18 protein-coding genes, 1 other RNA gene and 1 pseudogene are annotated in these 25612 nt (G+C 57.3%); 11 read left to right on the top strand and 9 right to left on the bottom strand.

The genetic code is table 11. The annotated features are described in order from the left end of the window. Nucleotides 1-109: 109 nt before the first annotated feature. The 6 genes and pseudogenes from PSPTO_RS23400 to smpB all read right to left on the bottom strand — a co-directional run bounded on the left by PSPTO_RS23400 (nt 110) and on the right by smpB (nt 8802). Nucleotides 110-5371, bottom strand: coding sequence for a non-ribosomal peptide synthetase (locus PSPTO_RS23400; RefSeq protein WP_011105031.1), 5262 nt, complete (start codon nt 5369-5371; stop codon nt 110-112). 62 nt (nt 5372-5433) lie between these two features. After that, nucleotides 5434-6384 carry a fatty acid desaturase gene (locus PSPTO_RS23395; RefSeq protein WP_011105030.1) on the bottom strand — a complete coding sequence of 317 codons (951 nt, stop codon included), beginning with the start codon at nt 6382-6384 and terminating at the stop codon, nt 5434-5436. Between the two features lie 302 nt (nt 6385-6686). Continuing rightward, nucleotides 6687-7073, bottom strand: a pseudogene (locus tag PSPTO_RS30320) (integrase); the annotation flags it as partial. Nucleotides 7074-7245: 172 nt separating this feature from the next. After that, nucleotides 7246-7633, bottom strand: a transfer-messenger RNA (tmRNA) gene (gene ssrA / locus PSPTO_RS23390). A 110-nt stretch (nt 7634-7743) separates the two neighbouring features. Next, nucleotides 7744-8028: a hypothetical protein gene (locus tag PSPTO_RS23385; protein ID WP_003377470.1), complete on the bottom strand. Its 285-nt coding sequence runs from the start codon at nt 8026-8028 to the stop codon at nt 7744-7746. 291 nt (nt 8029-8319) lie between these two features. Further along, on the bottom strand, nt 8320-8802 hold the full coding sequence (gene smpB, locus PSPTO_RS23380; RefSeq protein ID WP_003377471.1) for an SsrA-binding protein SmpB: 483 nt from the start codon (nt 8800-8802) through the stop codon (nt 8320-8322). A gap of 113 nt (nt 8803-8915) precedes the next feature. On the opposite strand from smpB, the gene PSPTO_RS23375 reads away from it, so the two are divergent. From PSPTO_RS23375 to PSPTO_RS23365, 3 genes are read left to right on the top strand one after another with little or no spacing between them, the layout of a single operon-like run. Further along, nucleotides 8916-10319, top strand: a complete 1404-nt coding sequence (locus PSPTO_RS23375) for a sodium-dependent transporter (RefSeq protein ID WP_007243715.1) — start codon at nt 8916-8918, stop codon at nt 10317-10319. A gap of 7 nt (nt 10320-10326) precedes the next feature. Continuing rightward, nucleotides 10327-10761 (top strand): type II toxin-antitoxin system RatA family toxin, encoded by a 435-nt coding sequence (locus PSPTO_RS23370; protein ID WP_005620437.1) that lies wholly within the window; start codon nt 10327-10329, stop codon nt 10759-10761. Further along, entirely contained in the window at nt 10754-11068 is a 315-nt protein-coding gene (locus PSPTO_RS23365; RefSeq protein WP_011105028.1) for an RnfH family protein, read from the top strand. Before PSPTO_RS23370 ends, PSPTO_RS23365 begins: the two co-directional genes overlap by 8 nt. A 55-nt stretch (nt 11069-11123) precedes the next feature. Here the strand turns inward: PSPTO_RS23365 and PSPTO_RS23360 are convergent. Beyond that, nucleotides 11124-12346 (bottom strand): IS3 family transposase gene (locus tag PSPTO_RS23360; protein WP_165442254.1). Its coding sequence is split into 2 segments (ribosomal slippage): nt 11124-11995 and nt 11995-12346, totalling 1224 coding nucleotides; the frame shifts between segments, so codons are not numbered across the junction. A 104-nt stretch (nt 12347-12450) separates the two neighbouring features. After that, nucleotides 12451-12972, bottom strand: coding sequence for an outer membrane protein assembly factor BamE (locus PSPTO_RS23355; protein WP_011105026.1), 522 nt, complete (start codon nt 12970-12972; stop codon nt 12451-12453). A 98-nt stretch (nt 12973-13070) separates the two neighbouring features. Between PSPTO_RS23355 and fur the strand changes: the two genes are divergently transcribed. Further along, nucleotides 13071-13478 (top strand): ferric iron uptake transcriptional regulator, encoded by a 408-nt coding sequence (gene fur / locus PSPTO_RS23350; RefSeq protein ID WP_002555142.1) that lies wholly within the window; start codon nt 13071-13073, stop codon nt 13476-13478. Between the two features lie 64 nt (nt 13479-13542). Here fur and recN read toward each other — a convergent pair whose 3' ends face one another. Beyond that, entirely contained in the window at nt 13543-15216 is a 1674-nt protein-coding gene (gene recN, locus PSPTO_RS23345) for a DNA repair protein RecN (protein ID WP_011105025.1), read from the bottom strand. A gap of 268 nt (nt 15217-15484) precedes the next feature. Between recN and grpE the strand changes: the two genes are divergently transcribed. The 7 genes from grpE to greA all read left to right on the top strand — a co-directional run bounded on the left by grpE (nt 15485) and on the right by greA (nt 25551). Further along, complete coding sequence (gene grpE / locus PSPTO_RS23340; protein ID WP_003377479.1) at nt 15485-16048, top strand: nucleotide exchange factor GrpE; 564 nt, start codon at nt 15485-15487, stop codon at nt 16046-16048. A gap of 110 nt (nt 16049-16158) precedes the next feature. After that, nucleotides 16159-18075 carry a molecular chaperone DnaK gene (gene dnaK, locus PSPTO_RS23335; RefSeq protein WP_011105024.1) on the top strand — a complete coding sequence of 639 codons (1917 nt, stop codon included), beginning with the start codon at nt 16159-16161 and terminating at the stop codon, nt 18073-18075. A 325-nt stretch (nt 18076-18400) separates the two neighbouring features. After that, complete coding sequence (dnaJ, locus tag PSPTO_RS23330; protein WP_003377482.1) at nt 18401-19543, top strand: molecular chaperone DnaJ; 1143 nt, start codon at nt 18401-18403, stop codon at nt 19541-19543. A 22-nt stretch (nt 19544-19565) separates the two neighbouring features. Beyond that, nucleotides 19566-20369 (top strand): 4-hydroxy-tetrahydrodipicolinate reductase, encoded by an 804-nt coding sequence (gene dapB, locus PSPTO_RS23325; RefSeq protein WP_005766439.1) that lies wholly within the window; start codon nt 19566-19568, stop codon nt 20367-20369. Nucleotides 20370-20584: 215 nt separating this feature from the next. Further along, the gene (gene carA, locus PSPTO_RS23320; RefSeq protein WP_007243710.1) at nt 20585-21721 is read left to right on the top strand and encodes a glutamine-hydrolyzing carbamoyl-phosphate synthase small subunit; all 1137 of its coding nucleotides are present in this window, start codon (nt 20585-20587) and stop codon (nt 21719-21721) included. 135 nt (nt 21722-21856) lie between these two features. Next, entirely contained in the window at nt 21857-25078 is a 3222-nt protein-coding gene (gene carB, locus PSPTO_RS23315; RefSeq protein WP_007243709.1) for a carbamoyl-phosphate synthase large subunit, read from the top strand. Further along, nucleotides 25075-25551: a transcription elongation factor GreA gene (gene greA / locus PSPTO_RS23310; protein WP_005766442.1), complete on the top strand. Its 477-nt coding sequence runs from the start codon at nt 25075-25077 to the stop codon at nt 25549-25551. The genes carB and greA overlap by 4 nt, the downstream gene beginning before the upstream one ends. Nucleotides 25552-25612: the final 61 nt, after the last annotated feature.

Genomic DNA, 25612 nt, shown 5'->3' with positions numbered 1-25612 from the left:
TGGCGTGATGACATGCGGCGAGAACAATCGGTCCTGGGCAGGGGCGCTAGGGCATGCTTTTCAGGAAGGTGCCGACTTATGATCGGCACAAGGCAAGTCGAGGACCCAATCAGGTCTGGTTACGCGTCAGCCGCTTGATTGGCGGTGCCGACGCGCGTGGTGTTCGTGCCGCCTGATCGATGTAAGCCGCCATGGCCGCGACCGTTGGCGATTCGAATAGATGCTTCAGCGGCAGGCTGACCGAAAAGGTCTGCTGGACGCTGGCGAGAATCTGGGTTGCCAGCAGGGAGTGCCCGCCCAGTTCGAAGAAGCTGTCGTTGATGCCAACGCGGGGGACCTTCAGCGTCTCTTGCCAAAGGCTGACCAGACTTTTTTCGGTTGCGGTGGTCGGCGCCAGATAATCCCGGGCGAGCGACTGGGCAATTTGCTCGTGGGGCGGTAGCGCCTGTCGATCGATCTTTCCGTTAGCGCTCAGTGGCAACGCGGCAAGAACAACGTAAAAGCTCGGCTGCATATAGTCGGGCAGTATTTTTCCGATCTGTTTACGCAGTTGCGCAGCGTCCGGTTCGCTCACACTGGATGCAATGTAGGCCACAAGGTATTGGCCACCAAACGCATCGTCCCTGGGGACAACTACGGCTTCACGCACCGTTGGGCACTGCAGCAAGGCATTCTCGATCTCGCCCGGTTCGATGCGGAAACCACGGATCTTTATCTGATGATCGATACGCCCCAGGTATTGGATATCACCTGATGGCAGATAACGGCCACGATCTCCGGTGAGGTACATCCGGCCACCGTGGTTGTCGTTCGGGTCCGGAATAAAACGTTCTGCGGTCAGATCGGGACGCCCGAAGTAGCCTCGGGCCAGCTGCACCCCGGCGATGTAGAGATCGCCGATGACCCCGATAGGGGCTGGCTGCAGAGTCTCGTCCAGAATGTACAAACGGGTGTTGGCCACTGGGCGGCCAATCGGCACGAGTGGATGGCGATAATCGGGTTGGCATTCCCAATAAGAGACGTCCACGGCCGCTTCGGTCGGTCCGTAGAGGTTGTGCAGACGCGTGTGCCGGTAGCGTTCGAGGAACTCGTTGGCCACCGCCACCGGGAGTGCTTCACCACTGCTGAATACGTGACGTAATGAGTCGGCGGGTTGTGCTGGCCCGGTTTTGAGAAAGGCTTGCAACATTGAAGGCACGAAGTGCGCGGTTGTCACGCCCTGCTGACCGATCAGGTTCCATAGATAGGACGGGTCTTTGTGCCCCTCGGGTTTGCAGATCACCAGCCGGGCGCCCTGGATCAGCGGCCAGAAGAACTCCCAGACCGAGACATCGAACGAGAAAGGCGTCTTTTGCAATACGCGGTCCTGGTTCGATAGGGCGTACTGCTCTTGCATCCATTGCAGCCGATTGACGACAGCGCCATGAGCGTTCATCACGCCTTTCGGGCGGCCTGTGGAACCGGAAGTATAAATACAGTAGGCCAAGCTATCGGTATCGCCGATTGTCAGGTTATGGGATGAGCATCCGGCGATCTCCTGCTCTTCGGTCTCCAGCCATAGGGTCGGTACTGAATGCTCGGGCAAACAGTCTCGCACGCTCTCTTGAGAGACCAGCACGTCAGGTTTGGAGTCGTCGAGCATGTAGGCCAGACGCTCGGTGGGGTAGCCGGGATCAAGGGGCACGTAGGCGCCGCCTGCCTTGAGAATGGCCATTAGCGTGATGACCATCTGCGCGCTGCGTTCGATGCACAGAGCCACTCGTGAATCGAGCCCCACGCCATAGTCGAGCAGGCGGTGGGCCAACTGGTTGGCCCGTGTATTGAGTTGAGAGTAGCTCAGTTGCTCTGCCTCGAAGACCAGCGCGATAGCCTCGGGCGTGCGTTCGACCTGCTGCTCGAACAAGCCATGAAGTGTTTGCCCGAGCGGATAGTCCCGATCGGTATCGTTCCACAGACTGGTCAGCTGTCGTCGCTCGTTCTCATGCAGCAGAGGCAGGGTGTTGACCGGCACCTGGGGCTGGCCAGTCGCACCGGTCAGCAGAACGAGGAAGTGATTCATCACGCGGTCGATGGTCGACGGTGTGTACAGTTCCTTGTTGTACTCAAACGCGATGGACAGGTTTCGTGTCGTTGAATGCACCTCCATTTTCAACTCGAACGCTGCGTGGTTCACAGTACTCGGGTGATGGCCAACGAGGCTTACCCCACTGCTTCTCTGCAGCCCTGGCCGCGGCGTGGGTTCGGCTATTTCGTTGTGGAAGTTCATCACGAATTGAGCGTAAGGCGTACCGCCGGTCTGTCTGGGTGGCGCCAGATGCTTGAGGATCAGCTCGAAAGGAATCTGCTGGTCATAGGCAGCCAGTAATTGCCGGGAGGTGGTTTTCAACAGGTTGCTGAACGCCTCGTCCCCTTTGATGTGACTGTATAGAGGCACTACGTTGATGAAATTGCCGATCAACCCCTCGGTCCCTTCCGGGCGATTCGCCGACATCACGCCGATGCACAGATCTCTTTGTCCGGTCATGCGTTGCAACAGGACATTCATGGCAGTCACCATCACCATGAAGACTGTGGCGTTGTTCAGGCGGGCAAACGTTTCGAGTTGTCGCACCAATTCCTGCGGCACCTGAATCGTGCGCACATCGCCTTCCTGACGGGTGTTCTCATGGCGTGGAAAATCAGTCTGCAGATCCAGTGACGTCGGAGCATTGGCCAAGTGCGCACGCCAGAACGCCAGTTTCTCCTCAAGCCATGGGCCAGCGATGTGCTGCTGCTCCCACAGCGTGTAATCAGTGTACTCGAAGGGCAACGCAGGCAGCGCCGCAGGCTGGTCATGTACAAGCGCGTCATAGAGGGCCGAGAACTCATGTTGCAGCACATTGCTCGACCAGCCATCGCAACTGATGTGATGCAAGGTCAACAGCAGGACATGGCGCTGTGGGGCACTTTGCAACAGGCGGGCGCGAATCAGTGGGCCTTGTGCCAGATTGAACGGTTGATAAGCCTCCTGGCGAATGGCCTCGGCAATTGCGCAGGCCGCCTGGTCCCCCGATTGACTGAAGTCGACATGAGTTACCGGGACCTTCAGTACCGGCAGAATATGCTGCTGAAGCACACCGCCTTCGCGCTTGAACAGGGTTCTTAATGGCGTGTGGCGCATAACCAGCAGGTTCACGACCTGCTGGACGATTTCTGCGTCCAGCGGCCCGTCGATGGTCAGCGCCAGAGGCAGCGAATAGAACGGGTTGTCGGGCTGGTACTGGTCGAGAAACCAGAAACGTTGCTGTGCATAGGACAGCGGTACAGGTACTTGGTGAGGCGCGCGGGCAATGGCTGGCAGAGATTGGCCAGATGGGGGCCGTGCGTTGGAGATTTCAGCTGCCAGTTGGTGGAGTGTCGGCGAATGGAAGAGCACACTGAGCGCCAGGTCGACATTGAAGCGCTTGCGAACCTCCATCATCATCTGTGTGGCCAGCAACGAATGACCACCCAGCAAGAAGAAACTGTCAGTACTGGAAATATCCTGTCGATCCAGTGTCGTTTGCCAAATGGATAACAGCTGCGCCTCTATTTCTGTAAGGTGCGCGCTGCTCCGGGTGTCCGCCTGATGGCCTTCATCTTCCCGGCTCCATGACCATATCGGCTTCAGCTCTGCAGCTTCGAACAGGTCTCTGCAGCGAGCCCGCTGAATCTTGCCGCTGGAAGTTCTCGGCAGCGTACCCGTCTTGACCAGAAGCACTGCCGCCAGATCGAAGACTTCATGACGATCTGCCAGTTCGGCCCGCAGGCGGGGCATCACGCTGTCGAATTCAACGTGTTGGCGTGACTCCAACTCCTGCACGACCACCAGTTGACTGACCTCGCCGTTCTCGATGGAGAAGGCCGCGCAGCCATTGGCGCGAAATGCCGGGTCGATGGCTTCGACCGTTATCTCGATGTCCTGAGGGTAAATATTTCGCCCACTAAAGATCATCACCTCCTTGAGGCGGCCAGTAATATAAAGATCGCCGTCATTGACGAAACCCAAGTCCCCGGTACGGAACCAGCGAGTTTCATCGCCCTCTGCACGGGTATTGAAAACCTGGCTTTCAGCCTCTTGCCGCCAGTAACTGCGGGCGGTTGACGGACCGCTGATCCATATTTCACCCACCTGCTGCGCCGCGAGCCGTAAGGCGTGCTGCGGATGGAAAATCCCGACCCGGTGATCGCCTGTGATTTCGGTGCCCGTGGCCACTAGCTCCACTGCGTCGGTGGCATGCCGTTCGGGCCTGACCTGGCCATTTTCCAGCGCACTTTTGCTGATAGTGCGCATACGCGGCAATTGTCCGATCGGGGTCTGCGTATTGGCCGTCACCAACAGTACGGACTCGGCCATGCCGTAAGCGGGAACCATGGCATGGGGTTTTAAACCACAGCCGGAAAACGCTTCCACGAACGACCTCAGAGTGCCCGGACGAATTCGCTCAGCCCCGTTGACCGCAATTTCCAGTGAACCAAGGTCAAGGCTTTGTTTCTGCTCTTCAGTGACGCGCTGGACGCACAGCTGGAAGGCGAAGTTGGGGCCGCCGGTGATGCGTGCCCGGTAGTCTGAAATCAATTTCAACCAACGGTAGGGGCGCATGACAAATGCCGCAGGCGGGAACTGCACGCAATGGCTGGCCATGTAGACCGGAAGAATGATCGCACCGATCAGCCCGAAATCGTGATGGGCCGGCAGCCAGGAGACGAAGACATCCTGCTCGCGTATCCGGTAGGTCTGTTTTGACAGTTCCACATTGGCCAGCAGATTGGCGTGGCTGACCATCACCCCTTTGGGCGCTCCGGTCGACCCTGATGTGTACTGCAAAAATACGATGTCGCTCGCCACGGTCGGCGGGCATTGCCAGTCGGCGCTGGCATCCACGAGCAGGTTGCTGGACAGCCAGGTGATGTCCGTGAGCAGGTTGGGCGTGTTGTCGTCAGTGACTATGCGTTGCAGCCCAGTCAAAACCGCATCCATCGTCAAGGCAAGTGCTGGCTGTGAGTCCTGTGCAATCAGATGCAGGCGAGGCAACGTCTTGGCGTTGGCCGGCGACAGTGCTGGAACCGCAATGACGCCAGCGTAGATGCAGGCATAAAAGGCAATGGTGTATTCCATACACGGTGGGTACACCAGCAATACCCGATCGCCAGGTCGAGTGTGGCGTTGTAAGTGAGCCGCCAGGCTACGTGCTTTTTGATCCAGTTGAACGTAGGTCAGACTATCACTGACCGACTCGCCGTCAGCCAGGTAAGTAAAGGCCAGACGCTCGGCATTGACTGAGTCATGCGTTGCTCGATAGCGGACAACATCCAGAAAAGTGTTGAAGTGCAGCGCAGTTGGTTTGTCCATTTGACGGCTCTAAAAAACGTGGTGATGTTGGCGGCAGGGCAACTTCTCTTCTCGGCAGTGTTTCAGGGTGATACGTCTGCCACGTTCTCCTTCCTCAGTTGGCTTGCACGTTCTGGAAACATCAACGGCGAATTCAAGTAATGCGAATACGGCACGGTATGGCGGTCGCTGGGTAACTCTTTGGTGAGCTCCGGAAGTTTTAGCCAATGCAGGCCGGGCTTGTAGTGATGTTCCTGGTGATAGCCCAGATTGAACGTCAGCAGGTTGTAGAGCGTTGAGTAGCAACTCACCGAATCGCGCTTCGGGTCATTGGGGTCCGTTGCTCCCCAGTGCTGAAAGTAGTTCTCGCCTTGCCTCAGGGTATCGATGAGGTAGGTGACGGGAATGAAGTAAAAGAAGAAAAACTGCCAGTCAACCACACACAGTACGAGGCGAAACAGGAACCAGGCTGCCAGGTCGTATTTCGCCGCCTTCAGTTTTGCAGGTTCCAGCAGTTTCTTCAGCGCCCGGGCTGCCAGCACAGGATCTTCCGGTGATGCCAGCACCGCCACGCGCTCGATGGGCCAGTATTTCAGCAGGACCAGCAAGGTGAAGTACTTCACGCCCAACGATTCGAAAATGAACAGACCGAAGCTGATCAGTTGTTGGGCGATTGAACGCTTCAGTCCGAGAACGGCCAGGATTGATTTGTCATTCCATGACTGGTGCGTTGCGTGATGAATGCCGTGGCCGATGTTATAGGGCGTCTTGGGCGCTTCCGTCGCAGAAAAGCCCATTCGCGTCAGTGTATTCATCCACCGGATACGAAAGAAGGGCGTGTGGTAATGGTTATGGTTGGCCCCGGCGTTTTGCAGGGACAAGGCAAACAGAACGGGGATCATGCCGAGCAGGGCAAGCAGCGACATGCTTTGATAGTAGTAGGCGAGTAAAGCGTACACGCTGATCTGAAAAGGAATTACCAGACAGCATGCAATGTCCCAGCGGGAATACTTGAATACTTTGCTTTGAAGCATGTCCACTCCTTGTGTGACGTTCTTCAGCAGTGTGACGCTCCTGCCAGCTGACCGGATTAAGAGGAGGCGGTAGGCGCAATGGTATGTTTCAGCCCTGCACCGTTACGGTGGAGGTTGTCAGGCTTTTTATGGCTGCATCGGCTAAGGCGGTTGTCGATGACAAAATTTATGGAACTATTATCTGTTTCTGAGTGAGAGGTTTTTTGCTTTTTTAGCGTGCTCACAGGGCGTTTTAGGGGAAATTTTTCGTTTTAGGGGAGGTAATCGGAGAAAAGCTCTCATCTGGCAGCGTGCTAGTGATTAACTGTTTCCGGGCTGCCTTTTGTTTCAAGGGGCCTCAGCAGATTGATGGCGGCCGGAGCTGTGATGGCTGAGATAGGTATAGCCGCCAGGCCGGGGAAGATATGCAAGGTCAGGGTGCGCTATATGCCTTAAGCGTAAGCGGTAGCAACGTAGTCTTAAGGTCAAACCATGCGGAGGGCACATTTTTGAAGGTGTGCTCAGTGGTCGCTTTTAGTATTTGCTGATCGGCGTCGCGCTCCTCTTTTGGGTCCAACCCCTGAGCAACGATTCCACAGTCCGCTTTCGCGTTTGAGCCAAGCCCACCTCAGGAAAAGTCCCAAGCCCATATTGATCCGCTTCTCGGATACAGGATGAATGTCGTTGAGATTCAACAGCTTCGAGCTATTGGGCATCCATGGTGTGCTGTGTGTATTCCAAAAAAATACCAGTGGAAGGCTTGGATTACCTGAATTGATGGATGGGGTCGGATCCCTCAGGACACCAATGGACCTGAACCCCCCTGTTTTCACAGGATTTCAGGCACAAAAAAAGACGCCCTAGGGCGTCTTCTTCTTGATTTGGTGGAGCCGGGGGGATTTGAACCCCCGTCCGCCAGTACTCCGCTGTCGGTACTACATGCGTAGCCGTGTCTATTAAGTTAACCCTCAGCGACCCGACGGGCAGGGTGCATTGGGCGAGTTGCGTAAGTTTTAGTCGCTTCGTCCACAACGTACTAGGCGACGATCCTGTTCTATATGACAATCATTTTGGGTTTACAGGCATCCCCTGATGATTGCTGGAGCCGAAGCTACCAGAAGTGCGGCTAGGCTGCTTACGCAGCTAGTTGAGCACCGTAGTTTTCGTCATTGGCAACTATAGAAAGTTGCAACAGTGGATTTACGAGTTCTGTTACCAACTCGGCATGCACCTAAAGTTTCATCACCGGCGTCGAATCCAAATCGGCCCCGAGACTGCTTTCGCAGTCGCTGGGGCGCAGTGTACGCCGATTGGCGTGCCACGTCGACCCGTTTGCTGCAATCGATCAGGCAAGCCCGGTGGCTGGCCTGATCGAGGGTGTTATTTGGTGCCTTCGCTGCCCGACCCGGTGTTTTTCAGCGAGGTGATCACCTTGGTGGTGATCTCGATGCATTTTTTCTCATCGTTCTGCGCTTGGGCCGCTTTGGCGTTTTTCTCGGTGGTTTCGAGCATGGTCTTGGTTTCAGGGCTCAGGTTGGTGCCGGAAGAAACCTGGGCATTTTCGATCGTTTTGATGTTGGCGCCACACAAATCATCGGCGGCGAATACCGGCGAAGCCAACAGGGCGGCGCTGAGGAACAATCCAGTGAGGGCGGTACGCATCATGTGTCTCTCCTTATAACCTGTGGACTCGGTATGGCCGGTCGTTGACGCCGTCGCCCGAGGGTTTGAAAGCCCGTTCATTTTCAGGGCCTAAAGGATTGACTGTGCTGTAACGCAGGCGTTCTATTTTATTTTTGCGCAGATGCGAAAAAGCCACATTGGGCAGTTAAGGCACCAAAGTGGGGCGATCTTCGCGTTGAGGTTGTGATTATGCTGGGTGGGAAGGGGAGGCGAAGTGATTGAAGCGGCGCAGCGCCAAATGCCTGGTTCAAGGCATTTGGCACTCGCAAAGGGCTAGTCGTCCTTGCCCTTGGTGCGCACGGCACGCTGCAGCTCACGGTCCGAATCGCGTTCGCGCTCGGTGTGGCGCTTGTCGTATTCCTTTTTCCCTTTACCCAAAGCAATTTCGCACTTGATCAAGTGCTGCTTCCAGTAAATGGAAAGGGCGACACAGGCGTAGCCTTTTTGCTGAACCGAGCTGGTGAGCTTTTCGAGCTCGCGCTGGTTCAGGAGCAGTTTACGGGTGCGTGTCGGGTCAGCGATGACGTGCGTGCTGGCAGTCTTGAGAGGCGTGATGTGGCAACCCATCAACCAGGCCTCGCCGTCCTTGAGCAGCACGTAACTGTCAACCAGCTGTACCTTGGTGGCACGCAGGCTTTTTACTTCCCAGCCAGACAGGACCAGACCGGCCTCGAACTTGTGTTCGATGAAGTAATCGTGGCGCGCCTTTTTGTTCTGCGCGATGGTCCCTGTAGGGTGTTTCTTGAGCTTAGCCATAGGGGGCGCATTATAGGGAGTTGCATCAATGTCGGCTACGGGAAAGCGTGTGCTTGAGCACAAAGGTTGAATCCCGGACAATGCGCGATCTTTTTTGGCTGGGCGTTTCAATAATGTCGACGGACAAGGTTTCGGTCCACGGTAGCTGGGCAAGTCGCTGGGTGTTCATCCTGGCTGCCACCGGCTCTGCCGTGGGGCTGGGCAGTATCTGGAAATTCCCGTACATGGTCGGTGCCTATGGCGGCGGCGCATTTGTGCTGGTATTTCTGGCGTGCATCGCGCTGATCGGCATTCCGGTGATGATCGCCGAGACGCTGATTGGTCGTCGTTCGCGGCTCAGTCCTGCGAATGCGCTCAAGACGCTGGCGGTCGAGGCGGGGCATTCGGCGCGTTGGTCATGGGGTGCTTTCGCCGGGATGATCACGGCGTTGCTGATTCTCTCCTTCTATAGCGTGGTGGGCGGCTGGTCGCTGGATTACATCATCGACATGGGGCGTGGCGATTTTCAGGGCGTGACGGCGGATCAGGTCGGTGCCTATTTCGGCGCGATGATTGCCGACCCTTGGCGGCTGATCTTGTGGCACACGGTCTTTATGCTGCTGTCGGCTGTGGTCATCGGTAAAGGTGTCGAGGCAGGGCTGGAGCGCAGTCTGCGGATCATGATGCCGATGCTGTTCCTGCTGATGCTGGCGCTGTTGGGCTATAGCCTGACCACCGGGCACTTCATGGAAGGCGTGCATTTCATGTTCGACTTCAACCCAGACAAGGTGCTGGACGGCTTGCTGCCAGCAATGGGGCATGCGTTCTTTTCGTTGAGCGTCGGCGTTGGCTCGATCATGGTCTACGGCGCGTACATGACCAAAGGCGCCTCCATCAGCACCACGGTCGTGGGCATCGCGCTGCTCGATACGTTTGTTTCGCTGCTGGCCGGCTTGGCGTTGTTTCCGATTGTCTTTGCCGCAGGGCTGAGTCCGAGCGAGGGGCCGGGTCTGATGTTTGTCGCGCTGCCGTTCGCGTTTGGTAACGTTGCGTTCGGGCAGTTGATGGGTGTCGTGTTCTTTGTGCTGGTCGCGGTTGCGGCCTGGAGCTCGGCCATTTCGCTGCTTGAGCCAATGGTTGCGTACCTGGTCGAGCGCACCCGTATTCGCCGCGCCTGGGTGACGTTCTGGCTGGCATTTACCTGCTGGTTTGTCGGTCTGGGAACGGTGTTCTCGTTCAACATCTGGCAAAAAGCCAAGTTCTTCGTGAACGATGGAGGCGTATTCCACCTCTATCAATGGGGCGCATCGAATGGCCTGGACTTCTTCGGAGTCATTGATTTCTTCACCTCGCGGGTCATGTTGCCGCTGGGTGGGTTGTGTTTTGTAGTATTCGCTGGTTGGGTGATGGGCCGTGAGGCGGTGCGCGACGAATTGTCGATTCGCAGTCCGCTGCTCTTTAACCTGACGTTCTTTTTGATGCGCTACGTGGCGCCGCTCGGCATTCTTGTGGTGTTTGCCGCTCAGCTCTGGAAATGACGCTCACATGACTACGCACATACAACGCTCTGCTTTACTGCCGTACCCGGCCGGTTTCCTTTATGACCTGGTCAATGACGTGGCTCGTTATCCCGAGTTTCTGCCGTGGTGCTCTTCCGCCACCGTGCTTGACGCCAGCGAGTCGCAAATGCGCGCCAGCCTGGAGATCGCCAAGGGCGGTCTGAGTCAGAAGTTCATGACGCGCAATACGCTGGTCCCCGGCGAATCGATTGTGATGGATCTGGTCGAAGGGCCGTTCGAGCAGTTTCATGGCGTCTGGACGTTCAAGCCGCTGGGTGAAAAGGCCTGCAAGATCAGCCTGGATTTGTCTTTCGATTACGCCGGAACGATTGTACGCGCCACGTTGGGGCCGCTGTTCAATCAGGCGGCCAACACGCTGGTGGATGCATTCTGCCAGCGAGCGAAAGAGCTGCATGGCTGAGGCATCGATTCAGATCGAAGTGGTGTATGCCACGGTTCAGCGTCAGGTGTTGATGACGGTCGATGTGCCGGCAGGCTCGTCGGTACGTCAGGCGCTGGCGCTGTGTGGCATGGATCGGGAGTTTCCCGAGCTGGATCTGTCACACTGCCCTGTGGGTATTTTCGGCAAAGTGGTCGCTGACCCTGCAGCGCGAGTGTTGGAGGCGGGTGAGCGAATCGAGATCTATCGCCCCTTGCTGGCCGACCCGATGGAAATCAGGCGTCTGCGCGCGGCCAAAGCGCGTGAGAAAAGAACGCTGCCAGGCTGAACACCGGCTGAATGAAAGTGTCTAGTCCTGAAATAGGTTTACACCTGTTTCACGCTCAAAACGCCCGATGCACCGCATCTGGCGTTTTGTATTTCAGGGATAAGTGTGGCCGCTCCCCATTGTAGATCTGCACCGATTCGTCAACCATTTTCACTGCATCTGCCAAGTCTTTAGGCCGATGGAGTAGAAACTCGGTCTTCAAAATCCCGTTTACTCGCTCGGCCATAGCGTTCTGATAACAGTCATAGCCATCAGTCATCGAGCACCGGATTCCATGCCTGGTATGCAGCTGCTGATAGAGATCGGAGCAGTACTGGGCGCCGCGATCTGAATGATGAATCAGCATCTGATCGGTTTTTCGCTCTCCTACCGCTTTTTCCAGTGCCTTCATCACCGATTGGGCATGCAGGCTCTCATGCACGTGATGGCCAACGATCTTACGTGAGTACGCATCTGTCACAAGGCTCACGTAGGCCACGCTTTCCTGCGTAGGCAGATAGGTTATGTCTGCAACCCAGACCTGTTCGGGTCCATTGGCCACGACTTGTTCTGGACCTGCTTTGAGCAGGTTGGGGTGGCGACGGAAGCGATGATGGCTATGAGTGGTCTTGTGATAAGCCCGTTTACGCGGAACCAGCTCGCGCGCACCACGAAGGATAGTAAACATACGATCTCTACCCACGCACAACGACGCAGGAGCTTCGACGCTCATCAAGTAGTGCAGCTTGCGCGTTCCCAACTTGGGCTGGCGACGCCGCTTTTCCAGGACGAAGTCCACCACCTCTTGGTCTTGGCAGACTCTCGCGTCAAAAGCGCGATTACGCTTGTAATACGCTTGGCGCGAAATACCCATGAACAGGCAAGCCCTGGTAATGCTCAGGTCTTGGATTTGCCCTTGCGAGAGGACTTGCCGGGTGGCTTTTTTACGACAGAAACGCCGTAGTCATTTTTCAGAACGTTGACGACGGCTTCAAAGAACTGAGCCTTCTGATTGCTCAGCTCCAGCTGTTCTTCAAGCTCTTTAATCCGCTGCTCGGGTGTCGGCGGGAGGGTTGGCTCGGTCATGGACCTGCTCCTCTGCTCTCGAATTGATGCGCCTTGGCTCCAATCCTGTCGACCGTGCTTTCGTAACCAGACCAGCACCGTCGACCGGCCTTGGATGCCATAGCGTCGTTGGGCTTCTTTATAACTCAACTCGCCTTTTTCAACCTGATCTACGACCGATAATTTAAAGGCTAGCGTGTAATCGCGCTGGCTGCGCCTTTTACCCGAATCCATTGAGTCCTCCTGAGGAAAGGTCAGAAGGTGTAAACCTTATTCAGGACGGGACAAAGCACACAAAAAAGCCCGGCGTGCCGGGCTTTTTGCTGAGCGGCTGGTGACTAACGGGGGTTAGTGTCCAGTGGCTCTTGAGTCGGGACCGGTACGGTCTCGACGCTGTCCACATCCTGCTGGATGGTGTCCAGAAGCGAGCCTGGCTTGGCTGGCTGTTCAGGCGGCTGCTGCGGCTGATTCTCTACAGGCGCAGTGGTATCACTGCCTTTGCCGAGAATGGCTTCATCGCGGCTGACGCCTGGCATGAAGTCGCCGGACAAGCTCACGAGCTGGTCATTGCCGTTGAATATCAGGCTGACACGCTCCTGCTGGCGTTCACCGCCACCTGGCTGCAGGCTATACAGGTAATCCCACCGATCGGCGTGGAAAGTGTCGGTCAGCAGGGGGTTGCCCATGATAAACCGTACTTGCCGCCGGGTCATTCCGGGGCGTAACTGGTCTATCATGTCCTGCGTGACGACATTACCCTGCTGGATGTCGATTTTGTAAACCCCGGGGAATGAACAACCGGCGAGTGCGAGCAGTCCCACGAAGGTGAAACTGGTTAGCAAGAGCTTGGTGTTTTGCATCGGTGGGCGACTTCCACTATCTTGGCTGGGACAACGTAAACCCCGATCATACCTGCATTAAGAGAAGCTGCGAAGCAGCGTCTGCGAGAAAGCTGACCATGGTTGAAAATAGCGAACTACGAAAAGCAGGACTAAAGGTAACCCTACCGAGGGTTAAAATACTCCAAATGCTCGATTCTGCCGAGCAGCGCCACATGAGTGCCGAGGATGTTTACAAGGCACTGATGGAGGCTAGCGAGGACGTCGGCCTGGCCACGGTTTACCGTGTCCTGACCCAGTTTGAAGCTGCGGGATTGGTGGTTCGCCACAATTTCGACGGTGGTCATGCTGTGTTTGAGCTGGCTGATGGCGGCCATCACGACCACATGGTCAACGTGGAGTCAGGCGAGGTGATTGAATTCTTCGATGAAGAAATCGAGAAGCTTCAAAAAGCCATCGTCGAAAGACACGGCTTTGACCTGGTGGACCACAATCTGGTGCTTTACGTACGCAACAAAAAGGCGTGAAACCAGATGACACAAAGGCGACCCAAGGTCGCCTTTGTGCTTTCTATGGCTGCGTTTCAGTGGCTCAGGTTTTAGCCGTCACGACCATCTTCCTGGCATGTGCCAAGGATTCCTTGGTGAGGTCAATGCCGCCCAGCATTCGGGCAACTTCTTCTATGCGCTCGGTTTTCGTCAGTTTGGAGACCGCCGTGCGCGTTGCGTCGTTATCCCTGACCTTGTGCACGAACAGATGCTGATGGCCCTGCGCCGCGACCTGCGGCAAGTGCGTGACGGTCATGACCTGCCCGCGCTCGCCCAGGCGACGCAGCAGTTGACCCACGATCTCGGCAGTCGGGCCGCCGATGCCCACATCCACCTCGTCGAACACCAGTGTTGGCACCCGTGAGGTTTGTGCGGTGATCACCTGAATGGCAAGGCTGATCCGTGACAGTTCGCCACCCGAAGCCACTTTTGCCAGCGCTTTCAGCGGTTGACCGGGGTTGGCGCTGACCAGCAGCTCCACCTGCTCAAGGCCGTGAGGCAGCGGCTCGGCACTGGCGTTGGGTTTGAGGTCTATCTGGAAGCGTCCGCCCGGCATGCCCAAGCGATGAATTTCCTGCTCTACCGCATTGGCCAGCGTGGTCGCTGACATATGACGCCGGTCGCTCAATTCGCGTGCTTTCTCCTGATAATGCCGGGCAAACGCCTGCACCTCGTGCTCCAGACGCTCGATGGACTCGTCGTTGGCATTCAGTGTTTCTATTTCATCCAGCAGCTTTTGTTGCAGCGTGGCTACTTCGCCCGGCTGGATGCGGTGCTTGCGCGCCAGCGTATAAATAGCATCGAGTCGCTCTTCAAGCTGTTGCAGGCGGGCAGGGTCGGCATCGAAATGATCCAGAAAGCGATTCAGCTCGCCTACGGCTTCTTCTACCTGGATCTGCGCGCTGGACAGCAGGCCTGTGGCCTCGCTCAGGGCCGTAGGTGAATGGTCGACGCTGCCGAGGCGATGCAGGCTGGCGGTCAAGGCTGTGAGTACATTGCCGGAATCGCTTTCGCTACATTGCTCGACGACCTGTCGGCAAATGCTCAGCAGGCTTTCGGCATTGGTCAGGTCCTTGTGTTCCTGTTCGAGCTGCTCCAGCTCGTTTTCGCCCAGGCTCAGGCTTTCCAGCTCTTCAAGCTGATAGCTGAGCAATTGATGGCGTGCGCGCTGTTCGTCGCCGGAGTTGGAGAGACGCTCCAGCTCCTGTCGCGTCTGCCGCCAGCGCTGCGCAGCAAGATGAACCTGGCGGGCGAGGTCGGTCGCGCCAGCGTATTCATCCAGCAGGCGTCGATGGGTGTCGGTCTTGAGCAGCGACTGATGTTCATGCTGGCTGTGGATATCGATGAGCAGTTCGCCCAGCGCTTTCAAGTCTCCCTGAGGGCAGGGCGAGCCATTGATGTAAGAGCGTGAGCGACCTTCGGCGGTAATCACCCGGCGCAGGATGCAGGGGCCGTCGTTGTCGAGGTCGCGCTCTTTGAGCCAGGCCTCGGCCTCGGGAATGTCGCCCAGGTCGAACGTGGCAAGGATGTCTGCCTTGTCGGCCCCCGGCCTGACCACGCCGCTGTCGGCCCGGTCGCCCAGAGTCAGGCCCAGGGCGTCGAGCATGATCGACTTGCCGGCACCGGTTTCGCCAGTAATAACGCTCATGCCTCGATCCAGTTCCAGATCAAGGTGTTCGACGATGGCGTAGTTGTGTACGGAAAGGTGCACCAGCATTGAGCGGCTCCCGGGCTGTTTGTCTGGATATTTATACAGTGTTTTGTTCGTGGCTGACAATGCCTCTGCTTAGCTCGATTTGGTCTGCTTTCAGTGTTTTTTAGTACCGGTTGCCTCATGGCGCCATTTTTTCTGGCCCCATATCCGGTTTTTTTGTCAGGGAATACGTATCTCGATCACATCAGACCCTTGAAGCGGGAAATTCCGATCCCATATAGGTGGCAGAAGCGCGAGTCGGGATCGCGGACGTTTTTAGAGGAGAATATTTATGGCTGACGAACAGAATCTGGATGCGCAGGCTCAGGATCAGGCTGCCGAGGCAGGCGCGGGTGACGAGTTGACAACCCGCGTGCAGGTGCTCGAAGAGCAACTGGCTGCTGCGCAGGACCAATCCCTTCGGGTGGCTGCGGATTTGCAGAATGTCCGCCGCCGTGCCGAACAGGATGTTGAAAAGGCGCACAAGTTTGCGCTGGAAAAATTTGCCGGTGATCTGTTGCCGATCATCGACAGTCTGGAGCGAGGCCTTGATCTGTCCAATCCGGACGATGAAAGCATTCGCCCGATGCGTGAAGGCATCGAGCTGACCTTGAAGATGTTCCAGGACACCCTCAAGCGTTATCAGCTGGAAGCCATTGATCCGCATGGTCAACCGTTCAGTGCCGACCAGCACCAGGCAATGGCCATGCAGGAAAGTGCCGATGTCGAGCCTAATACTGTGCTCAAGGTATTCCAGAAGGGTTATCAGCTTAATGGTCGTCTGCTGCGCCCGGCCATGGTCGTGGTCAGCAAGGCACCATCGCCTGCAACGCCGTCAATCAACGAGCAGGCTTGAAATTAGCTGTAAGGCCCCCATTTAAAGGTCAAGCGTTTAAGAGCTACCGCAATTTGTAAACGCAATTGCGGCAACCACATTCAAATTTTGCAAGTTTCGGGAGAGTCAAGATGGGCAGAATTATCGGTATCGACCTGGGGACTACCAACTCCTGCGTCTCCATTCTGGAAAACGGTAACGTCAAGGTTATCGATAACGCCGAAGGTACGCGTACCACGCCTTCGATCATTGCTTATGCCAACGATGGCGAGATCCTGGTCGGTCAGTCCGCCAAGCGTCAGGCTGTTACCAACCCGCACAACACCCTGTACGCGGTAAAGCGTCTGATCGGTCGCAAGTTCGACGAGCAAGTCGTTCAGAAAGACATCCAGATGGTCCCTTACAAGATCGTCAAGGCTGACAACGGTGATGCCTGGGTTGAAGTGAATGGCCAGAAAATGGCGCCTCCTCAGATTTCCGCTGAAATCCTGAAAAAGATGAAGAAGACTGCCGAAGACTACCTCGGTGAAGCGGTTACCGAAGCGGTCATCACCGTTCCAGCCTACTTCAACGACAGTCAGCGTCAGGCGACCAAGGACGCTGGCCGTATCGCCGGTCTGGACGTCAAGCGCATCATCAACGAGCCTACCGCAGCCGCTCTGGCATACGGTATGGACAAGGCCAAGGGCGACCACACTGTCATCGTTTATGACCTGGGTGGCGGTACTTTCGACGTTTCGGTTATCGAAATTGCCGAAGTCGATGGCGAGCATCAGTTCGAAGTGCTGGCCACCAATGGCGACACGTTCCTGGGCGGTGAAGACTTCGATATTCGTCTGATCGACTACTTCGTTGACGAATTCAAGAAAGAAAGCGGCATGAGCCTCAAAGGCGACCCGCTGGCCATGCAGCGTCTGAAAGAAGCGGCTGAAAAAGCCAAGATCGAGCTGTCTTCCAGCACCCAGACCGAAGTCAACCTGCCGTACATCACTGCAGATGCCACCGGTCCAAAGCACCTGGTTGTTAAAATCTCGCGCTCCAAGCTGGAATCGCTGGTTGAAGACCTGGTTCAGCGCACCATCGAGCCTTGCCGTATCGCATTGAAAGATGCCGGCATCGACATCGGCAAGATCAACGACGTGATTCTGGTCGGTGGCCAGACGCGTATGCCGCTGGTACAGAAGCTGGTAACCGAGTTCTTCGGTAAAGAAGCGCGTAAAGACGTCAATCCGGACGAAGCTGTTGCAATGGGTGCAGCTATTCAGGGCGCGGTATTGGCCGGTGATGTAAAAGACGTTCTGCTGCTGGACGTCAGCCCGCTGACGCTGGGTATCGAAACCATGGGCGGCGTGATGACTGCGCTGATCGAGAAAAACACCACGATTCCTACCAAGAAATCCCAGGTGTTTTCGACTGCCGATGACAACCAGAACGCTGTGACCATTCACGTACTGCAGGGTGAGCGCAAGCAGGCCGGTCAGAACAAGTCGCTGGGCAAGTTCGACCTGGCCGAGATTCCACCCGCTCCACGTGGCGTGCCGCAGATCGAAGTGACCTTCGACATCGACGCAAACGGCATCCTGCACGTTGGCGCGAAAGACAAGGCTACCGGCAAGCAGCAGTCCATCGTGATCAAGGCCAACTCCGGTCTGTCCGAGGAAGAAATTCAGCAGATGGTTCGCGATGCTGAAGTCAACTCCGAAGAAGATCGCAAGTTCGAAGAGCTGGCCTCTGCCCGTAACCAGGGTGATGCGTTGGTCCACTCGACTCGCAAGATGATTGCTGACGCAGGCGACAAGGTCACTGCTGAAGAGAAGACGGCTGTTGAAGCGGCGCTGGTTGCTCTGGAAGCGGCCATCAAGGGCGACGACAAGGCTGTCATTGAAGCCAAGGTCGAAGAACTGTCTAAGGTTTCCGCGCCGATCGCTCAGAAGATGTACGCCGAGCAGGCCGAGAATCCGGAAGCAGCAGCCAAGCCGGCTGAAGAAACTGCCAAGGCTGACGACGTCGTTGACGCCGAGTTTGAAGAAGTGAAAGACCACAAGTAAGCGCAGGCTCACTTGCAACCCGGTTGACCTCTTTCGAGCGCTGACTGGTAGGATGTCGCCGCGCGGGAGCTTGCTCCCGCGTTGGCGTGTCTGGAACACCCAAAATTTCGGCGTGCGGATTCGCTCCGTACGCCATGTGGCAAGATCGCTGCGCTCCTGCGTGGCGAATCATTCTGCCGCTTTCTCGGCCGGATCCGTCTGGCTGTTGAACGAAGACCAGGATCGTTGAATTGACGTGAGTTGGGTCCGGGCCTGTATGGGGCTCAACGAGTTTGGCTGGGCTCAGGAGGGTCTTGCCAAACGTCCTCAAGAGTGCGGAAGAATTATGGCAAAGCGTGATTATTACGAAGTGTTGGGTGTGGAGCGAGGCTCCAGCGAGGCGGACCTGAAGAAGGCTTATCGTCGTCTGGCGATGAAGCATCACCCTGACCGCAACCCTGATGACAAAGCGTCTGAAGAGATGTTCAAGGAGGCCAATGAGGCCTACGAAGTGCTGTCCGATGCCAGCAAACGCGCGGCCTACGACCAGTACGGCCATGCAGGCGTTGACCCGAGCATGGGTGGCGGCGGCGGGTTTGGCGGTGGTGCCGGTGGCGCCAACTTCTCGGACATCTTTGGCGACGTGTTCAGCGACTTCTTCGGCGGTGGCCGGGGCGGTGGCGGTGGCGGTCGTGGCGGTGCCCAGCGTGGCAGCGACCTGCGTTACACGCTTGAGCTGAACCTTGAGGAAGCGGTTCGCGGTACGACGGTGAATATCCGCGTGCCGACGCTGGTCAACTGCAAGCCTTGCGACGGGAGCGGCGCCAAGAAGGGCTCGTCCCCGGTGACCTGCCCGACCTGTGGCGGTATTGGTCAGGTGCGCATGCAGCAGGGGTTCTTCTCTGTGCAGCAAACCTGCCCACGTTGCCACGGCCACGGCAAGATCATTTCTGACCCGTGTGACTCGTGCCACGGCGAAGGGCGTGTCGAAGAGTCCAAGACCCTTTCCGTCAAAGTGCCGCCAGGTGTTGACACCGGTGACCGCATTCGCCTGTCGGGCGAAGGCGAGGCGGGTGCTCAGGGTGGGCCGACCGGCGACTTGTATGTCGTGATCAATGTGCGCGAACACGCAATCTTCCAGCGTGATGGCAAGCATCTGTTCTGCGAAGTGCCGATCAGCTTTACCGACGCGGCGCTGGGCGGCGAGCTTGAAGTGCCGACGCTCGATGGTCGCGTCAAACTGAAAATCCCTGAGGGCACCCAGACCGGCAAGCAGTTCCGCTTGCGTGGCAAGGGTGTTGCTCCGGTGCGTGGCGGTGGCGCGGGTGACTTGATGTGCCGCGTTGCAGTCGAAACACCGGTCAACCTGAGCAAGCGTCAGCGTGAATTGCTCGAAGAGTTCCGCACATCGCTTGAGAACGACGAGTCCCACTCTCCCAAGGCCAGTGGCTGGTTCGAGGGTGTGAAGCGTTTCTTCGGCGATCTGTAAGGCTTATCAACGGGAGCAGGGCATGCGACGTATTGCTGTAGTAGGCGCCGCCGGGCGCATGGGCAAGACTTTGATCGAAGCGGTTCAGCAGGCGCCTGGCGCCGGGCTGACCGCTGCCGTCGATCGTCCCGACAGCACGCTGGTGGGTGCTGATGCGGGCGAACTGGCGGCGCTGGGCCGTATCGGTGTGCCGTTGTCAGATGATCTGGCGAAGGTGATGGATGAGTTCGATGTGTTGATCGACTTCACTCACCCGTCGGTCACGCTGAAAAACCTGGCGTTCTGCCGCAAGGCAGGCAAGGCCATGATTATCGGGACGACCGGTTTCAGTGCCGAAGAGAAGCAGCGTCTGGTCGAAGCGGGGAAAGACATCCCGATCGTTTTCGCGGCCAATTTCAGCATCGGTGTGAATCTGTGCCTGAAGCTGCTCGACACCGCTGCTCGCGTGCTGGGTGATGAAGTCGATATCGAAATCACCGAAGCGCACCATCGGCACAAAGTCGATGCGCCGTCTGGTACCGCGCTGCGCATGGGCGAAGTAGTCGCCAATGCACTGGGCCGTGATCTGGAAAAAGTCGCGGTCTACGGGCGCGAAGGTCAGACCGGCGCGCGTGATCGTCAGACCATCGGCTTTGCGACTATTCGAGCCGGTGATGTGGTCGGTGACCATACTGTGCTGTTCGCAGCGGACGGCGAGCGGGTTGAAATCACCCACAAGGCGTCCAGCCGCATGACCTTCGCCAAGGGCGCGGTCAGGGCTGCAATGTGGCTCGACGGCAAGGCACCAGGCTTGTACGACATGCAGGATGTACTGGGTCTGCATTGATTCAATACAGGGCCTGCAAGGCCCTGTCGCATTTTCCCGCTTTTCAGGCTCATTGGTGGTAGACCAAAATGGGCCTTTTCTGTAAGCTACAGCTTTAGTGTGTCCACTAAAAGCGCGCAGATGATTCCATAAGAAAGCGGGGTGACGTAACTACGTCATTCCGCTTTTTTGCAACCTGCGATCGCCCTTTCAGGCTTTATTTACGGGAGGTCTTCTTGACTAAGCCAGCCATACTCGCCCTTGCTGATGGCAGCATTTTTCGCGGCGAAGCCATTGGAGCCGACGGTCAAACCGTTGGTGAGGTGGTGTTTAACACCGCAATGACAGGCTATCAGGAAATTCTTACCGATCCTTCCTACGCCCAGCAGATCGTTACCCTGACTTACCCGCACATCGGCAACACCGGTACTACACCTGAAGACGCCGAGTCGGATCGTGTCTGGTCAGCGGGTCTGGTCATCCGTGACCTGCCGCTGGTTGCCAGTAACTGGCGCAACAAGATGTCCCTTGGTGATTACCTGAAAGCCAATAATGTCGTTGCCATCGCTGGCATCGACACGCGTCGCCTGACCCGCATTCTGCGTGAGAAAGGCGCCCAGAACGGTTGCATCATGGCAGGGGACAACATTTCCGAAGAGGCAGCCATCGCCGCCGCTCGCGGGTTCCCTGGCCTCAAGGGCATGGACCTGGCGAAGGAAGTCAGCACCAAGGACACCTACGAGTGGCGCCACAGTGTCTGGAACCTGCAGACCGACAGCCACCCCGAAATCGCCGCTTCCGAGCTGCCTTATCACGTGGTTGCCTACGATTACGGCGTCAAGGTCAACATCCTGCGTATGCTGGTCGAGCGCGGTTGCCGGGTGACGGTAGTGCCTGCGCAAACGCCTGCCAGCGAAGTGCTTGCCTACAAGCCGGACGGTGTTTTCCTGTCCAACGGCCCTGGCGACCCTGAGCCATGCGACTACGCCATCAAGGCGATCAAGCAAGTGCTGGAAACCGAAGTGCCAGTATTCGGCATCTGCCTTGGTCACCAGTTGCTGGCGCTGGCTGCGGGTGCCAAGACCGTGAAAATGGGCCATGGCCACCACGGTGCAAACCACCCGGTTCAGGATCTGGACACCGGCGTTGTAATGATCACCAGTCAGAACCACGGTTTTGCGGTTGATGAATCGACGTTGCCGGGCAACGTTCGCGCTATCCACAAGTCGCTGTTCGACGGCACCCTGCAAGGTATCGAGCTGACTGACAAGAGCGCGTTCAGCTTCCAGGGTCACCCTGAAGCAAGCCCAGGCCCGAACGATGTAGCGCCCCTGTTTGACCGCTTTATCGACGCCATGGCCAAGCGACGCTGACCGGTTGCCTTGAGACTGTAAACGCAGGTGCCCAGGGCGGCCCCGGACCACACGTCCGGTTGCTGCCGCCCAGGCCACCTCAGAAAAATGTTCAAGACGGCTTGCCGACTGACCTGCGGATTTGAGTGACAACCCATGCCAAAACGTACAGATATTAAAAGCATCCTGATTCTCGGCGCCGGCCCCATCGTGATCGGCCAGGCCTGTGAATTCGACTACTCCGGCGCCCAGGCTTGCAAAGCCCTGCGCGAAGAGGGCTATCGAGTTATCCTGGTGAACTCCAACCCGGCGACCATCATGACCGACCCGGCCATGGCCGACGCCACCTACATCGAGCCGATCAAATGGCAGACCGTTGCCAAGATCATCGAGAAAGAGCGCCCGGACGCGTTGCTGCCAACCATGGGCGGCCAGACCGCACTGAACTGCGCACTGGATCTGGAGCGTGAAGGCGTTCTGGAGAAGTTCGGCGTAGAGATGATCGGTGCCAACGCCGACACCATCGACAAGGCTGAAGACCGTTCGCGTTTCGACAAGGCCATGAAGTCCATCGGCCTGGCGTGCCCGCGTTCCGGCATCGCGCACAGCATGGAAGAAGCCAACGCGGTTCTTGAAAAGCTCGGTTTCCCTTGCATCATCCGTCCGTCGTTCACCATGGGTGGCACGGGCGGCGGTATTGCTTACAATCGTGAAGAGTTCGAAGAAATCTGCGCTCGTGGTCTGGACCTGTCTCCGACCAAGGAACTGCTGATCGACGAATCGCTGATCGGCTGGAAAGAGTACGAAATGGAAGTTGTCCGCGACAAAAAGGACAACTGCATCATCGTCTGCTCCATCGAAAACTTCGATCCGATGGGTGTGCACACCGGTGACTCCATCACCGTTGCCCCGGCACAGACCCTGACCGACAAGGAATATCAGATCCTGCGTAACGCCTCGCTGGCGGTACTGCGCGAGATTGGCGTTGAAACGGGTGGTTCCAACGTTCAGTTCGGCATCTGCCCGGACACCGGCCGTATGGTCGTCATCGAGATGAACCCGCGCGTGTCGCGTTCCTCGGCGCTGGCTTCCAAGGCGACCGGCTTCCCGATTGCCCGGGTTGCGGCCAAGCTTGCAGTGGGTTACACCCTCGACGAGCTGTCCAACGAAATCACCGGCGGCAAGACCCCGGCGTCCTTCGAGCCATCCATCGACTACGTCGTTACCAAGCTGCCGCGCTTCGCGTTTGAGAAGTTCGCCAAGGCCGATGCACGCCTGACCACGCAGATGAAGTCGGTGGGTGAAGTCATGGCCATCGGCCGTACTTTCCAGGAATCCCTGCAGAAAGCGCTGCGCGGCCTGGAAGTTGGTGTGTGTGGCCTTGATCCGAAGCTGGACCTCAGCCATCCGGAAAGCATGAGCACGCTCAAGCGCGAGCTGACCGTGCCGGGCGCCGAGCGTATCTGGTACGTCGCCGATGCGTTCCGCGCAGGCATGACTGTCGAAGAAATCTTCGCCATGAACATGATCGACCCCTGGTTTCTGGTCCAGATCGAAGATCTGGTCAAGGACGAGGAGAAGATCAAGACGCTTGGCCTGTCGGCAATTGATCGCGACCTGATGTACCGTCTCAAGCGCAAGGGCTTCTCCGATGCACGCCTGGCCAAACTGGTCGGCGTTACCGAGAAAAACCTGCGCACGCACCGTCACAAGCTGGATGTGTTCCCGGTCTACAAGCGCGTCGATACCTGCGCGGCCGAGTTTGCAACCGACACCGCGTACCTTTACTCGACGTACGAAGAAGAGTGCGAAGCCAACCCTTCGACGCGCGACAAGATCATGATCCTCGGCGGTGGCCCTAACCGTATCGGCCAGGGTATCGAGTTCGACTACTGCTGCGTGCACGCAGCCCTGGCGCTGCGTGAAGACGGGTACGAGACCATCATGGTCAACTGCAACCCGGAAACCGTCTCCACCGACTACGACACCTCTGATCGTCTGTACTTCGAGCCGGTCACCCTGGAAGACGTGCTGGAAATCGTACGCGTCGAGAAGCCCAAGGGCGTGATCGTGCAGTACGGCGGCCAGACCCCGCTGAAACTCGCCCGTGCCCTGGAAGCCGCCGGCGTCCCGATCATCGGCACCAGCCCGGACGCCATCGACCGCGCAGAAGACCGCGAGCGCTTCCAGCAGATGGTCGAGCGTCTCAACCTGCGTCAGCCGCCAAACGCCACCGTGCGCAGCGAAGACGAAGCGATTCGTGCCGCCGCGAAAATCGGTTACCCGCTGGTCGTGCGTCCGTCCTATGTACTGGGCGGCCGGGCGATGGAAATCGTTTACCAGGAAGACGAGCTCAAGCGTTACCTGCGTGAAGCGGTTCAGGTGTCCAACGACAGCCCGGTGCTGCTCGACCACTTCCTGAACTGCGCCATCGAAATGGACGTCGATGCAGTTTGCGACGGTACTGACGTGGTGATCGGCGCGATCATGCAGCACATCGAACAGGCGGGCGTTCACTCCGGCGACTCCGCCTGCTCGCTGCCGCCGTACTCGCTGCCTGCTCACATCCAGGACGAGATGCGCGAACAGGTCAAGAAGATGGCCCTGGAACTGGGCGTGGTGGGCCTGATGAACGTACAGCTGGCACTTCAGGGCGAAGACATCTACGTGATCGAAGTGAACCCGCGTGCATCGCGTACCGTGCCGTTCGTTTCCAAGTGCATCGGTGTTTCCCTGGCCATGATCGCTGCGCGCGTGATGGCGGGTAAAACCCTGAAAGAGCTGAATTTCACCAAGGAAATCATTCCTAATTTCTATAGTGTGAAAGAGGCCGTGTTCCCGTTCGCCAAATTCCCTGGCGTTGACCCGATCCTTGGCCCGGAAATGAAGTCGACCGGCGAAGTGATGGGCGTGGGCGACACCTTCGGTGAAGCGTTCGCCAAGGCTCAGATGGGCGCCAGCGAAGTGCTGCCGACCGGCGGTACTGCGTTTATCAGCGTACGTGATGACGACAAGCCGCTGGTTGAAGCGGTTGCTCGTGACCTGATCAACCTGGGTTTCGAAATTGTCGCAACAGCCGGAACGGCCAAGCTGATCGAAGCGGCCGGCCTGAAAGTGCGTCGCGTCAACAAGGTGACCGAAGGTCGCCCGCACGTGGTCGACATGATCAAGAATGACGAAGTCACCCTGATCATCAACACCACCGAAGGCCGTCAGTCTATCGCTGATTCCTACTCCATCCGTCGCAACGCCTTGCAGCACAAGATTTACTGCACCACTACCATTGCAGCAGGCGAAGCGATCTGCGAAGCGCTCAAGTTCGGCCCAGAGAAGACCGTGCGTCGCTTGCAGGACCTCCATGCAGGATTGAAGGCATGATCAAATACCCGATGACCGTTCAGGGCGCTCGCGCCCTGGAAGAAGAGCTGACTCACCTGACCAAGGTGATCCGTCCCAAATTGAGCCAGGACATTGGTACTGCGCGCGAGCTGGGCGACCTCAAGGAAAACGCTGAATACCATGCTGCCCGCGAGCAGCAGGGTATGGTTGAAGCGCGTATTCGTGATATCGAAGGCCGTATGCAGAACGCGGTGGTGATCGACGTTACGACTATTGCGCACACTGGCAAGGTGATTTTCGGCACGACAGTCGAAATCGCCAACGTCGAGACCGACGAAAGCGTTGTTTACCAGATCGTGGGTGAGGACGAGGCGGATATCAAGAAGGGCAAGATTTCAGTGGGTTCGCCCATTGCTCGCGCCTTGATTGCCAAGGAAGAAGGTGACGTCGTCGTGGTGAAAACGCCGAGTGGCGTTATCGAATACGAAATCATCGAAGTGCGTCATATCTGATGCAAGTGCCCGCCATGGCGGGCACTTTCAGCGGTAAAAACGCGTCAGGGCACACACTAAG

Origin of the sequence: Pseudomonas syringae pv. tomato str. DC3000, from assembly GCF_000007805.1 — a bacterium.
GTDB classification, from domain to species: Bacteria; Pseudomonadota; Gammaproteobacteria; order Pseudomonadales; family Pseudomonadaceae; genus Aquipseudomonas; species Aquipseudomonas avellanae.
The sequence above is the reverse complement of the archived record's forward strand: the minus strand, read 5'-3'. Positions and strand labels throughout refer to the sequence as shown.